The organism is Mycobacterium sp. 23, from assembly GCF_048287075.1.
In the GTDB taxonomy this organism is placed as follows: domain Bacteria; phylum Actinomycetota; class Actinomycetes; order Mycobacteriales; family Mycobacteriaceae; genus Mycobacterium; species Mycobacterium gordonae_B.
In genome coordinates, this window is the sequence record NZ_JBLVUX010000005.1 from 4,309,563 (window position 1) to 4,322,562 (window position 13,000).

At 65.7% G+C, this 13,000-nt stretch carries 11 protein-coding genes and 1 pseudogene; 4 read left to right on the forward strand and 8 right to left on the reverse strand.

Features of this window, described 5'->3' with window-relative positions:
- The first annotated feature begins 36 nt into the window (after positions 1-36).
- From ACNQS7_RS21120 to ACNQS7_RS21135, 4 genes and pseudogenes are all read left to right on the forward strand, one after another.
- The gene (locus ACNQS7_RS21120; RefSeq protein WP_016343726.1) at positions 37-669 is read left to right on the forward strand and encodes a TetR/AcrR family transcriptional regulator; all 633 of its coding nucleotides are present in this window, start codon (positions 37-39) and stop codon (positions 667-669) included.
- Between the two features lie 14 nt (positions 670-683).
- Positions 684-1,667, forward strand: coding sequence for an MDR family oxidoreductase (locus ACNQS7_RS21125; protein WP_041927776.1), 984 nt, complete (start codon positions 684-686; stop codon positions 1,665-1,667).
- 208 nt (positions 1,668-1,875) lie between these two features.
- Positions 1,876-2,517, forward strand: a complete 642-nt coding sequence (locus tag ACNQS7_RS21130) for an SDR family oxidoreductase (RefSeq protein WP_016343728.1) — start codon at positions 1,876-1,878, stop codon at positions 2,515-2,517.
- Positions 2,518-2,860: 343 nt separating this feature from the next.
- Positions 2,861-3,220 (forward strand): annotated as a pseudogene (locus ACNQS7_RS21135) (hypothetical protein); the annotation flags it as partial.
- A gap of 16 nt (positions 3,221-3,236) precedes the next feature.
- Here ACNQS7_RS21135 and ACNQS7_RS21140 read toward each other — a convergent pair.
- The 8 genes from ACNQS7_RS21140 to ACNQS7_RS21175 form a co-directional block, all read right to left on the reverse strand.
- Entirely contained in the window at positions 3,237-6,491 is a 3,255-nt protein-coding gene (locus tag ACNQS7_RS21140) for an arabinosyltransferase domain-containing protein (protein ID WP_418014078.1), read from the reverse strand.
- Positions 6,491-8,422 carry a galactan 5-O-arabinofuranosyltransferase gene (locus ACNQS7_RS21145; RefSeq protein ID WP_418014079.1) on the reverse strand — a complete coding sequence of 644 codons (1,932 nt, stop codon included), beginning with the start codon at positions 8,420-8,422 and terminating at the stop codon, positions 6,491-6,493. The genes ACNQS7_RS21140 and ACNQS7_RS21145 overlap by 1 nt, the downstream gene beginning before the upstream one ends.
- A gap of 2 nt (positions 8,423-8,424) precedes the next feature.
- A complete protein-coding gene (locus ACNQS7_RS21150) occupies positions 8,425-9,189 on the reverse strand; it encodes a decaprenylphospho-beta-D-erythro-pentofuranosid-2-ulose 2-reductase (RefSeq protein ID WP_310777231.1) in 765 nt (254 codons plus the stop codon).
- Positions 9,190-10,572, reverse strand: a complete 1,383-nt coding sequence (locus ACNQS7_RS21155; RefSeq protein WP_055581330.1) for an FAD-binding oxidoreductase — start codon at positions 10,570-10,572, stop codon at positions 9,190-9,192. It lies immediately after the preceding gene.
- Between the two features lie 32 nt (positions 10,573-10,604).
- Positions 10,605-10,970, reverse strand: a complete 366-nt coding sequence (locus ACNQS7_RS21160) for a GtrA family protein (RefSeq protein ID WP_156452871.1) — start codon at positions 10,968-10,970, stop codon at positions 10,605-10,607.
- 83 nt (positions 10,971-11,053) lie between these two features.
- Positions 11,054-11,539 carry a GreA/GreB family elongation factor gene (locus ACNQS7_RS21165; RefSeq protein WP_055581340.1) on the reverse strand — a complete coding sequence of 162 codons (486 nt, stop codon included), beginning with the start codon at positions 11,537-11,539 and terminating at the stop codon, positions 11,054-11,056.
- Positions 11,540-11,635: 96 nt separating this feature from the next.
- Positions 11,636-12,739 (reverse strand): SPFH domain-containing protein, encoded by a 1,104-nt coding sequence (locus ACNQS7_RS21170; RefSeq protein WP_055581328.1) that lies wholly within the window; start codon positions 12,737-12,739, stop codon positions 11,636-11,638.
- A gap of 26 nt (positions 12,740-12,765) precedes the next feature.
- Positions 12,766-12,984, reverse strand: a complete 219-nt coding sequence (locus ACNQS7_RS21175) for an NfeD family protein (RefSeq protein WP_055581339.1) — start codon at positions 12,982-12,984, stop codon at positions 12,766-12,768.
- Positions 12,985-13,000: the final 16 nt, after the last annotated feature.

Here is a 13,000-nt window from a genome sequence, read left to right on the forward strand (position 1 = left end):
GTGGACATTTAGAGACAATCGGTCTAATCTCATCACATGAGCGCTTCCATTGTCCGGCCTCGTCGTGGACGGCCGCCAAAAGTCAGCCGTGACCACGAAGACACGCGGGAAGCATTGCTTCGCTGCGGGATGGAAATCCTGACTGCTCAGGGCCTCACTGCGACAGGTATTGAATCGGTGCTCAAGCGCGTCGATGTACCGAAGGGCTCGTTTTATCACTACTTCGACAGCAAAGACGCATTCGGTCTGGAGGTGCTGCAGAGCTACGCGGAGTATTTCGCGCGCAAACTTGATCGCTGGCTGTTGGACGACAGTCTGCCACCACTGCAACGTCTGACCCTTTTCGTCGAGGACGCGAAAGCCGGAATGGCCAGACACAGGTTTGATCGTGGATGCCTTGTTGGCAATCTTGGGCAAGAAGTTCGGACACTTCCCGAGAGCTATCGCACGAAACTCGAAGAAACACTTGAGGACTGGGAGCAGCGCTTACAGGACTGCCTGCGACTGGCCGTTGACGTAGGAGATCTTCCGGCCGACACCGACTGCGCCGCGCTATCACGGTTCTTCTGGATCGGTTGGGAGGGAGCGGTATTGCGCACCAAACTCGCTCGGACAGTCGAACCGCTCGACGTGTTTTTCAGTGGATTCCTCGCATGTGCCCGCGCGTAGGAGAAGGGAATACGATGTTCAGCGCGATTGTGGTTGAGAAGACCAACACGGACTACCGTGCGGAAATGCGGCGGATCGGCAGCGACGACCTACCTGAGGGGCAAGTGACCGTCCGGGTCGCATACAGCAGCCTCAATTACAAAGACGCCCTGGCCATCACCGGTAGGGGCCCCGTCGTCCGTCGCTTCCCGATGGTCCCGGGAATCGACTTAGCCGGCGTCGTTGAGGCCAGCAATGACGCGCGCTACAAACCCGGTGATCACGTTCTGGTGAACGGTTGGGGACTGGGCGAGACCCACTGGGGAGGGCTTGCACAGATCGCTCGGCTCCAGGCGGACTGGCTAGTGCCACTCCCCCCCTCGTTCACCGAGGCGCAGGCCACTGCCATCGGCACTGCGGGCTATACAGCGATGCTTTGCCTGATGGCACTCGAACAACACGGGGTCACCCCTAGTGACGGTGAAGTACTCGTCACCGGTGCCAGTGGCGGCGTCGGAAGCATCGCGGTCACGCTGCTCGCGAGCAACGGCTACACGGTCGTCGCGGCAACCGGCCGCCTCGCTGAGGCAGACTATCTGCGGAGGTTGGGTGCGGCTACGGTGATCGACCGAGCCGAACTCGCCGAACCGGGCCGCCCCTTGGGCAGCGAGCGCTGGGCCGGCGCTATCGACTCCGTGGGCAGCCACACACTGGCTAATGTGTGTGCCACCACCAGTGCCGAGGGAGCCGTCGCCGCGTGTGGCATGGCTCAAGGCATGGAATTCCCAAGCACTGTTGCGCCATTCATCCTGCGCGGAGTGAGCCTGTTGGGTATCAACAGTGTCACGCAGCCCCACGCCAAACGCGTCACAGCGTGGGGCCGGCTGAGCAGGGACCTCGACACCGGACACCTAGGAGAGATCAGCCACGAGATCGGCCTCACTGACGCTATCTCCACTTCAACAGATCTTCTTGAGGGCCGAGTGAGGGGCCGCATCATCGTTGACGTGAATCGCTAACTCCCCTTTGCTGGAGCAGTGCGGGATAGTCGCTAGAGCTGACGGGTTACCTGCACGATAGGCACGTGCTCTCCCGCAGCATGCGATCAGCACAACCGAGGGGCCGCCAGCTCGCCAGTATCTGTCGTGCCGGACTTGGCCGAGTAGGAAATACCTTGATGGCCGCTTATAACGCCCACCAGACACGACGACGGAAGGAGCAGCATTCATGACACGAGTTCTTGTACTTGGTGCCGGAGGCAGAATCGCGCAAATCGTAGTACGCGAACTGCTCCACGACGAGAGCGTGAATCTCACCCTCTACCTACGGAACGACCAACGCTTGCACGACTTGCCCGACCTCCGCGCAACGGCAGTAGAAGGTGATGTCCTTAACGGAAGTCTCCTGAAACAAGCGGTCGAGGGACAGGACATCGTCTATGCCAACCTTGGCGGTAAAGATATCGTGGACCAAGCGCGTGGGGTCGTCACTGCGCTTGAGGGCGCTCGCGTGCGAAGGCTCATTTGGATCTCGACGCTAGGGATCTACGACGAAGTCCCCGGCGAGTTTGGCCGTTGGAACCACCGGATGCTCGACGGCGGCTATCTCGAAACCTACGCCGCAGCGGCGAAAGTGATCGAGTCTTCGCGCCTTGACTACACAATCATCAGACCCGCATGGCTTACAGACAAAGACGAAGTGGACTACGAGATCACCCAGAAAGGAGAACCTTTCAAAGGCACCGAGGTATCCCGAAAAAGCATCGCGGCACTCGTCGTACGATTGATTACCGATCCCTCACAAGAACTCCACGGCTCACTGGGAGTAAACAAGCCAGGCACCGACGCCGACAAGCCTGCATGGCAGTAATTCCGGACGCGATCGGGAAGAGCCGTTGGATAGTTGGATAGTCCAGGCGCAATGCGAACTCTGGGCCTGTGGTCGCTGCCTGCGTCGGGCGGCGCAAGTTCACCCTCGCGGGAGCACTAGACCGCCTAGGTCGTGTACGAGCAGGCCAAGCGGATCGTCATTGGCTGCATGCTCCACAGGCGATGACAACATCTGAAGAGACTTCACTCAGAGGAGGCGGCACAACCCCATAGATCGTGTACGGGCTTCAGTACGTACGTTGACGCTCACCCAGCTTTGCTCACGCTCACCAGCGCCATACTGGGAGAATGCAGGCAAGAAGCAGGTAGATCAACGACTTGTAACCAACCTCAAGTGCTACTGCCGCACGCATCACTTGATGAAAACGTTTTGGGGCTGGACCGAGAAACAACTCGCCGACGGCACCTTGATCCTGACCTCCCCGGCCGGGGACACCCACGTCACCACCCCCGGCTCCGCGCTGCTGTTTCCCAGCCTGTGCCATGCGGTGGGTGGGATGCCCGCCCCCGAAGCCCAAACCCCACCGGCGGATTACTGCGCCGAGCGCACCGCGATGATGCCCACCCGCCGGCGCACCCGCACCCAAGCCCGCGCCGCCCGGGTGACCGCCGAACGCCGCGCCAACCACCAAGCCCGAATCACCGCCACCGGCCCACCCGACGACGAACCCCCACCGTTCTAAGTGGGCCCCCGGCCCATCAGCTCTTGCGCAGCGGCGCCGGGTCCCACAACCCGCTGCGCGTCACTGTCCCCACCTCCAGCCGCGCCGGTTTGGCGTCGGGATAGAAAGGCGTGAGCCGTTGCAGGGCGCCCCAGTCCCGGAACCAGTCGTCCTTCAGGTAGCTGGCGACGGTGGTCGATTGTGTCAGCAATTCGGTGATGCCCAGTGGTCCGCCGCCGAGGTTGTCCATGACCGGCGAATTGGCCTCGGCGCCGAAGCGGTCGGGCAGGATCCGCCACTTGGGTGTCTCGTCGACACCGTTCTGATGCCCGAACGGCCGCTGGCAGGGGAACGCCAGCCCCACCAGCCAGTCCAGGAACACCGGATCCGCCGAACCCACCACGTCCTGCAGCGTGCGCAGCTGCGGCACTCGCGGCGGAGTCAGCCCGATCCAATGTTGCGGGGCCAGATCGTCGTCGTCGGCCACCATGCGGATCTGCGTGGCGGAGTCGGGGATGGCCGACAGCGGCGCGCGCAGGTTGCGCCAGGCCGGTGCCGCCCCGACGTCGGCGAATCCCATTGAACCGCTGTGCTTTCCGGCTGCGGCCTCGTCATCCGTGGCCCACTGCACCTGAACCTCGCGGGCATCGAACCGGCCGGCCGCGGTCACCACCAGCAGCGGCGTCTTGTGTCGTTCATCCTTGGGCGGCAGTCGGTACCAGCCCGATCGCAGCATCGCCGGCACCTGGATGCCGGCGCGCCAACTGCCCAGCACCGGGGTGCGCGCCGGGTCGAGGCCGAACGGCAACCGGGCCCGGGAGCCGTTGATGCCCGGTGCGGCGGTGGTACCGCCTTCGGTGCCGGCCTCGGTGCCGGTGATCACCCCGTCGTCATTGGCGAAATTGCGGTCACCCGGCCGTTCCATCACCGGATCCGCCGAGACGTCAGCGGGAATCCCGTTGGGAGTGAACGCTTCCGAGAGGCCCGCGCCCAGCGCGTCGCCCACCGGTGCGGACACCGGCGCCAACATGCCGGCCTCGGGATTTAGTTCGACCAGCACGTCGGTCGCCAGACCACACGTCTTTCCAGTCAGCGCTTGGAGATTCGACCGGCCCACCGACCACGCCGGATACTGGAAGATCATCGCCTGGGTCAGCGACACGACTTCCATCAGAACCAGCAACCATGTCGCAATTGCCAACGGGGACTGGGTGAACCGTGTCAGGCGGGCGCCGAGCCGGGTTTTGGGCGGCCCGTCGTCGTTGGTGGCGACGAAGTGGAACCACGCCGCGATCAACAACACGATCACCGTCAGCTCGAGCAGCGCCGTGGTCAGCGACCAACGCCACTTGGGGAACGAATTCGACCATGGCACGCCGAAATTCGAGACGTACCACCAGCCGTTGACGCTGGCGAACGACATCGCCATCACGAACAGTACGACGGCGGCGAACACGGTGCGGTTGCGTCTGGAGCGCATCGCGGCTCCGGTCACAGCCACCGCCGCCAGCGCCCCCAGCGAACCGGCCAGCCCGGCGAACACCCCGAAGTGGTGCGTCCATTTGGTAGGGGTGAACATCATCGCCAGGAACGAGATGATGGTGATGCCGATGATGCGGCGGCTCGGACCGGCCGCGGTACCGGGAATCCGCCCCTTGCGCAACGAGATCGCCACCGCGATCGCCAGCGCGAGGATCAGCGCCAGCACCGCGAACCGGCGCGCCACCGACCCGTCCGGGCTGGGCATGAAGAGCCGCTCGTAGCGGATGTGCTCGTCGAACCACTTCAGGCTGGGGCCGACGGCGCGCTTGAGCACGGTGGCCTGGGCTTCGCCGGCGAACGTCTGATCCCGGAAGATAAGGATCGTGGTGACCGTGGCGGCCGCGAGGATCGGCGAGATCAGCGGCAGCAGGCCGAATCGCTTGGAGCGGCGATGCAGGATGGTCCGCAACGGCCCGATCGCCACCAGCAGCGCACCGATGGAGGCGATTCCGGTCGGCCCGGAGAACAGGGTTAGCGCACCGAGGATGCACGCCGCGGCCACCGGCAACAGCCGGCTCGTAGCCACCGCCCGCTCCACCGAGCACCAGGTCAGCAGGATGCCCAGGGCGATGATCGGCTCCGGACGCAGGCCGTTGTTCAAAGGCAGCCAGACCGCCAGGAACATCCCGGCCGCCGTCCACGCCGCGGCGCGGCTCTTCTTGACGGAGTCACCCAGCCGGGGGATGACCTCGCGGCTGATCACCCACCAGCACGTGAGCGCCATCACGAGGGTAGGCAGCCGCATCCAGATGCTGGCCGTGGTGACGTGCGCCCACATCGCCAGCAGGTCGTAATACCAGCCGAACGGCGCCTCGGGGGTGCCGAACCAGCGGTAGTAGTTCGCCATGTAGCCGGCGTGCTCGGACACCCTGGCCATGGTCAGGATGTAGCCGTCGTCGGAGGTGTTGGCGCCGACGAAGTGCCACCAGACCAGTACGGCGATCACCAGCGCATCCAGGCCGCCCACCGACCACCAGCGCGACGGCAGGAACCGGCGGTGCCGGGTGCCGTCGGCGGTGTCCAGGACGTGCAGCGCGACCAGGGAGGCGGCCGTCAGCAGCAAGCCGAGGATCATCGCGGCCATCTTCAGCGCCGTGGGGCTGCTGCTGTAACGGCTGTCGACGGTCGCGGAGAGGCTCAGGCCCGGGGGAGCCGGTCCGGTCAGGTCGGTGAACACCCCGACGATCTGAGGCCGGAAGTCATAGCCGCTCTTCTCGCCGCGCAGCGGCGCCCCGGGATGCTCGGTGGTCGGCCCCTGCTTGAGGCCGACGAACTCCCCGATGACCCGGTCGGCGTGGGCGGTGAACGTCAGTCGCTGACAGTCCGGACCGAGCACCTGACTCATCGGGGCGGTCACCACCGGGACGTTGCGCACGATCAGAACCAGGTCGCCGTTGACCCGTTGCAGCAATAGGCCGCGATCGACCGCCTTGGGTGCCTGCTTGGGCACCGTCGACAACAGCACCGTCTTGCCGGCGTTCTGCGGCCCGTCCAGCCCGGCGGCGGCCTGGCACGGCACGCTGATGTTCAGGTCCGTGGCCACATAGCTGATCAGCGGCGCTTCGACGCTGCCGAAGGTGCCGTTCTGGGGCCAGTTGAGCTGGGCGGTGGTCTGCTTGACCGGCAGCAGCGGGGTTGCCAGCGCCAGCGCCGCTCCCAATAGTCCGGCGACCACGGCAACGAGTCGAGCGATCCGGTAGTTTGCTCCCGCGTCGCCCACGGAGGTAGATGGTAGTTCTTCGGTGAGCATCAGGCGTTCGGCACCGGCTTACGGACGGCCACTACGAACGGTCCGATGGTCTCGACGGCGAATCGCGGGTCGCTGAACAGGGCGGCCTTCAGGTCCACCGTGTAGCGACGGACATTGGGCTGGTTGGGGTAGACATCTTCGGCCAGCCGCAGGGTGTAGGTGTTCCCGGCTCCGCGCCGCATGACGAACACGGTCGGCGGTGGCCACGGCAGCTTGTCCAGCGCCTGGATGAACTCGTCGGCGGTCTTCAGCTTCGACCAGCTCTCGATTTGCGCGGCGCGTTTGTCGAATTGGGCCAGCGGATTGGCGTAGTGCGACGTCAGCCCCTGGAAGCCCCAGTAGGGGTAGAACGACAGGAAGCTGTAGTCGGCCGTCATCACCACGGTCTGATCGCGCGGCCTGCCGGTGACCTTCCGGATGGCGGCGTCGACGGCCGGGTAGTACTTCTCCGAGCTGGGCGGTCGCCGGTCACCCCGCTGCCCGTCGCCATCGGTGTCGGTGTAAGCGATCGTCAGGTCCGGTCGCAGCACGTCGGGAATGTCCTGGCTGAAGGCGATCGCTGCGGCCAGACCCAGCGCCGCCGCCACCGGCAGCACTGCCCGGCTGCGTGCGGCCAGGGCCTGAGCCGCCTCGACGAACCCGAACACCCCGGCCGCGATAAGGAGCACGCTCAGGGTCGGCTGTAAGCGGAACGACAGCAGCGTGGTGCGCGCCAGGGTGGTCAGCATCGACAGCAGCGACCAGGCGTAGACCGCGAGCACACCGATCGCCAGGCCGCCGGCGCGCACCGACGACCGTGCCCGCACCACCAGCCACAGCGTGCCCAGCATGCAGCCCGCGCCCAGCAGTGAGAACTGCAGCATGGGGAAGGTGAGCTCGGCGCCGTCGGCGGGCAGGTAGTGGAAGGCGCTGCCGCTGTTGCTGGTCGGGGAACTCAACGTGCGCAGTAGGTAAGGCAGCCAGGTGATGGACGCGATCGCTGCCGCGATCACGCCGATGACCACCAGCCGGCGCAGCGGGTCGAGGGCGGCTCTGATGCCGCCGGAACGCCAGCGTGACACGGCGAGACCGAGCGCCATCAGCGTCACCGTGAAGGCGCTGTAGGCGACCAGCAGGGTGTACCAGGTGGCTGCGAACCCCAGGAAGACGCCGGCGCCGACGACAGCCGCCCACCCCGCACGCGTGCCCCGGTCCTCGCCGAGCGTGAGGCTGGCTGCACCGTCGGCAGGGTCAGGCGAGCGTCCGGCGGCGCGCAGGCCCGACCAGGTCAGCACAAACATGGGCGGCAGCAGCACCGTGATCATCGCGGCGTAGGGCTCCGGCGAGCTGTAGGCCAGCGTCACGGCCGCGGTCGCGATCGTCAGCAGCAGCGCGTACTCGAAGCGGACCATCCGCGACCACAGCACCAGCGCAACGGCGACCGCGATGGTGATCGACGTGATCGCCCACGGCTTGAACATCTCCCACGCCGGCGTCCCGGTGAGCGCGGCCGCGCGCCCGCCGATCCAGAACCAGCCCGGCGGGTACAGCGGCGGCAACCCGATATAGGTCATGTCGTGCAGCGCCGGGCTGTCGGTGAGCCTGGTCAGGTACTCGGTGCGGAACTGCTGGTCGACCGAGATGCCGAACAGGTACAGCTTGGTGGCGCCCAGCGGCATTCCCAGCGTGACGACGGTGAACGCGGAGACGAACACCAGCCCGCCGAGCTGGGCCAGGCGCCGGAAGCGTCCCAGCCGCCACACCCAGCCGACGGCGAGCAGCCCGGCCAGGCAGCTCACCTGGCCGACCGTGGTCAGCGCGTGCAGTTGGTTCGACGACGGGAAGGCGGGCCACTGCACCTGGGCGATCGCCGCGAGCGAGACGACCGACACCACGACGGCCACCACCGTCGCCAGCGTCATCTGGCCCAGGGTGGCCAGCGCGTTGCGCATGCTCAGATGGGCAGCTTGCGGAAGATGCTCCGCGGGATGTGACGCAACACCATCATCACGTAACGGAATGCTGTTGGCGCCCAAACCAATTCCTTACCTTTTGCCGACGCGTTCACCGCCAGGTTCGCGACGTACTCCTTGTCGACGGTCAGTGGTGCTTCCTTGACGTGGGCGCTCATCCTGGTTCGCACCTGCCCCGGCCGAATCACCAGCACCCGAACCCCGTACTCGCGCAACGCCTCTGACAAACCCAGGTAGAAGCCGTCGAGTCCGGCCTTGGTGGACCCGTAGACGAAGTTGGATCGGCGCACCCGCTCACCGGCCACCGTGCTCATCGCGATGATCTGGCCGAAGCCCTGGGCACGCATCTTTTCGGCCAGCAGCACACCCACCGATACCGCTGCGGTGTAATTGATCTCGGCGATCTGCACCGCCTTGCGCTGGTTCTGCCAGAGCTCCTCGGCGTCACCCAGCAACCCGAACGCGACGATGGCCACGTCGATGTCACCGTTGTTGAAGCATTCGTCGATCACCTTCGGGTGGGTGTCGGGCTCCAGGGCGTCGAAGTCGACGAGCTCCACCGACCGCGCGCCGGCGGCCTTCATCTGAGCCACCGCGGCGTCACGACCCGGGTCTTCGGGCATGGCTGCCAACACGATTCGCGCCTTGGCGTTCTGCAGGTACCGCTCGCAGATCGCCAGCCCGATCTCAGAGGTGCCTCCGAGGAGCAGGATGGACTGAGGGTTCCCTACTGCGTCGAGCACCATTTACAGCAACTCCAAACGTCGGGCCATGTCGGAGACGAAAACGCCGGTGGGATCGACTTTGCGGCGCACCGCGATCCACTCGTCGATCCTTGGGTACATGGCGTGGAAATTCTCGGCGCTCACCCGGGAGTCTTTGGCGGTGTAGAGCCGGCCGCCGAATTGCAGTACCCGCCGGTCCAGTTCGCTGACAAACTCGTTGAGGCCGGCCTTGATCGGGAAGTCGACGCAGATGTTCCAGCCCGGGATCGGGAAGCTCAGCGGGGCCTGGTTGCCCGGGCCGAACAGCTTGAACACGTTGAGGAATGAGTAGTGCCCGCTGGCCTGGATGTCGCGGATGATCCGCTTGAACTCGTCGACGGCTTCGGTGGGAACCACGAACTGGTACTGCAGGAAGCCCGCCTGACCGTAGCCGCGATTCCACTCTCCGAACATGTCCAGCGGGTGGTAGAACTGCGTCAGATTCTGGATCTTGTTCCGGTAGGTGCCGGATTTGCGGTACCACAATTCGCCGATCGGCCCGAACGTGTATTTGTTGGCCAGCCCGTTGGGGAAGATGTCGGGGAACGTGAACAGTTGCGGCGCATCGAATTTCAGCGGATTGCGGCGCAGCTTCTCGGGCAGCTGGTCCAGGGTGGCCAGCGAGCCGCGGGAAACCGCCGCGCGGCCCAGCTTGGGTGGCGCGCTGATCGCGTCGAACCAGGCGCTGGAGTAGGTGTAGTTGTTCTCGCTGCCGTCGCTGTGCAGGGCGATCGTTTCGTCGAGGGTGGCGGTGACGTCGCCGTCGGCGATGAAATAGGCCGTCTCGGTGGGGGTCATCTCGATGGTGGCGCGCAGGATGATCCCGGTCAGCCCGTTGCCGCCGACGGTGGCCCAGAACAACTCGGCTTCGTCGCCGTCCGGCGTCACCCGCCGGATCTCGCCGTCGGCCAGCAGCAGGTCCATGGACCGGACGTGGTTGCCGAAGCTGCCGGCGCTGTGGTGGTTCTTGCCGTGGATGTCACACCCGATCGCGCCGCCGATGGTGACCTGGCGGGTGCCCGGCAGCACCGGCACCCACAGTCCCAGCGGCAGCGCCGCCTTCATCAGCTGGTCGAGGTTGACGCCGCCGTCGACGTCGGCGAGCTTGGTTTCGGCGTTCAGCGAGTGGATCTTGTTGAGCGCCGACATGTCGATCACCAGGCCGCCGCCGTTCTGCGCGTTGTCCCCGTAGGACCGGCCCAGCCCGCGGGCGATCACGCCCCGGCCGTCTGACTCGCCTGCGCGGACCACCGCCCTTGCGATCACCTCGACATCTGGGGTGCGCAGCACCTCCGCCACTGAGGGTGCCGTTCGTCCCCACCCGGTCAGCCGGGTCGGTGTAGTGGCCAATTCGCTGCTCGACATCGTCAAAGAGGGTACCGCGCCCCCGGCAAGGGTCAGCGGATGCGGAAGATCACGGTGCGCTGCACGATGAAATTGATCACCGTCGCGGTGCCCTGCGCCACCACGAACGCGACCGGCACGGCCCAGCCCCGGTAGTGCAGCAGTTCCAGGCACAGATGGTTGAGACCGACCTGCACCGCGAAGGTGATCGCATACAGCGCCATGACCCCGATGAACCGCGCGGTGCTCGGCGACGCCTGGAACGTCCAGCGCCGGTTGATCAGATACGCGGTGATGGTGCCCACGATGAAGCTGGTGGCTTTGGCCAGGTCGACCTGGACGCCGAGCCCCTTGTACAGGATCAGATAGAGCCCGAAGTCGACGACCGCCGAGAAAGAACCGGTGATGATGAAGCGCAACGCCTGGGTCGTCAGATGCAGATGCTGGTGTTGTTCCGGGTGTTCGGCATCTGGCTCCGGCGGCGGGATCATCGACTGGGAGTCTAGGTGGGCAGCTTCACCGAGAGCAGCTCGACCTGGCTGGGGCCCTGCGGCGTGGAGTACGTCACCGTGTCACCCGCTTGATGGCCGGCCAGCGCCTGACCCAACGGGCTGCGGGCGGTCAACGTCTCGCCTTCGTGACCGACCGGCGTTTCCTCGACGATCGAGATCACGTACATGGTGACCACTTCGCCGTCGGCGAAGCGTAGCGTGACCTCGGTACCGCCGGGCAGCGTGTCGGAGTCCTCCGAGCTCGGCGGCCCGGACTTCAACCGCCGGTCCAGCTCGTTGATCCGCTCGGCGAGCACCGCCAGCTCGTCGGCGCGCTGGATCGCCTCGGCCGCGTCTCCGTGATCACCGACCATGCCGCGGTCGTTCTTGACCTCGATTTCGAGGCGGTCGTGCCGCTGCTTGAGCCGGGCCAGTTCGGCGGCGAGGTTGTCGCGCGCTGCCGCTGCCAGATCTGTGGACTGGGCTTCTTCGCTCACGACCACCCCTTTCGCCGAGCACCTATCGGGCGTTTCAGTGATACACCACAAAAGGCCGGCCGTCACTGATATCCCTCAGGCGTTTACCGGCGCGTATCACGCCGGCGCGCCCTCGTCTTCGTCGTACTGGGAGAGCCCGTTGCGTACGGCATCGAAGATAGCCAGACCCTGTGACACCAGGCCACTGGTCACCTGACTGATCCCTTCGGCACCGTTGAGCACGGTCAGATTCGAACCGGCCAGTCCGCGCGCCGCCTTGTCGACGATCTCGGGTAGCTGGTCGATGATCATCCGGTCCAGCGCCACCCGGTTGTGCGAGGCGGCGGCCTCGGCCTGGATCTTCATCTTCTCGGCGTCGGCCACGGCCAGAATGCGCACCCGCTCGGCTTCGGCCTCGGCGGGCTTGACCACCTCGGCGACCAACTCCTGCTGCCGCAGTTCGGCCGCCCGCTGGGCGAGTTCGGTGCGCATGGCCAGCACTTCCCGCTGGGCCTCGGCCTCTGCCAGCGGGCCGGCCTGAGCCGCCTCCGCCTGTGCCTTGTCCACCTCGGCCTTGTACTGCGCCTTCACGATGGCGGTCTCGCGGGCGAACTCGGCCTGTTTGCGCTGCGACTCCTGTTCGGCCTCGGCGGCCTTCTGGTTGGCCTGCGCCTGGGCGATCTGGGCCTGCTGCTGCACGGCGGCGTTGTGCGGGGCCGACATCGCCTTGATGTAGCCCAGCCCGTCGTCGTCGATGGACTGAATCTGCAACGCGTCGACGTTGAGGCCGATGCGGGCCATCTCCTCCTTGGAGCCGTCGAGCACCTCGGTGGCCAGCTTCTGGCGCTCCCGGATGATCTGCTCGACGGTCATCGAGCCGATGATCGAGCGCAGGTGCCCGGCAAAGATCCGGCCCGTCAGGACCGACATCTGGTCCTGTTCGGACAGAAATCGTTGCGCGGCGGCGATGATGCTTTCCGGGTCGTTGCCCACCTTGAACGCGATGACGGCCCGGACGTTGAGGGTGATGCCCTGCTGGGTGACGCATTTCTCGGCCACCTCGGCCTCGCACATCGCCAGCGTCAGGAAGGCGGCCTTGCGGAAGAACGGGACGACGAAGGCGCCGTGGCCGGTCACCACCCGGAACGGGACATTGCCCTTGGCTTTGCCGCCTGAAATGAGCATTGCCTCGTCCGGCGCGGGCACTCGGTATCCGAGCATCGTTGTACTCCTTGCGTTTTGGATATTCAGGTGAAAGTCGGGTCGTGCCAGGGCTCGACGACGACGGTTCGTGGCCCGTGGGCCTGCACGACGAGCACCTGGGTGCCCTTCGGTAGTGGTTCGTCGGAGCGGGCGAGGAATGTCTCTTTGGTGCCGCGCACGTTCAGCAATACCTCGCCGGCGCCCTCGGCGCCGCGCGTCGGCACGATCAGGGTGCCCACACAGCCGACGACAGAGGCGCTCACGGTCGCATCCTGCACT

Excerpts from the sequence above, each read along its gene's own strand:
- ACNQS7_RS21120 (WP_016343726.1), top strand. The coding sequence starts at position 37 with ATGAGCGCTTCCATTGTCCGGCCTCGTCGTGGACGGCCGCCAAAAGTC.
- ACNQS7_RS21125 (WP_041927776.1), top strand. The coding sequence starts at position 684 with ATGTTCAGCGCGATTGTGGTTGAGAAGACCAACACGGACTACCGTGCG.
- ACNQS7_RS21130 (WP_016343728.1), top strand. The coding sequence starts at position 1,876 with ATGACACGAGTTCTTGTACTTGGTGCCGGAGGCAGAATCGCGCAAATC.
- ACNQS7_RS21140 (WP_418014078.1), bottom strand. The coding sequence starts at position 6,491 with ATGCTCACCGAAGAACTACCATCTACCTCCGTGGGCGACGCGGGAGCA.
- ACNQS7_RS21145 (WP_418014079.1), bottom strand. The coding sequence starts at position 8,422 with ATGCGCAACGCGCTGGCCACCCTGGGCCAGATGACGCTGGCGACGGTG.
- ACNQS7_RS21150 (WP_310777231.1), bottom strand. The coding sequence starts at position 9,189 with ATGGTGCTCGACGCAGTAGGGAACCCTCAGTCCATCCTGCTCCTCGGA.
- ACNQS7_RS21155 (WP_055581330.1), bottom strand. The coding sequence starts at position 10,572 with ATGTCGAGCAGCGAATTGGCCACTACACCGACCCGGCTGACCGGGTGG.
- ACNQS7_RS21170 (WP_055581328.1), bottom strand. The coding sequence starts at position 12,739 with ATGCTCGGATACCGAGTGCCCGCGCCGGACGAGGCAATGCTCATTTCA.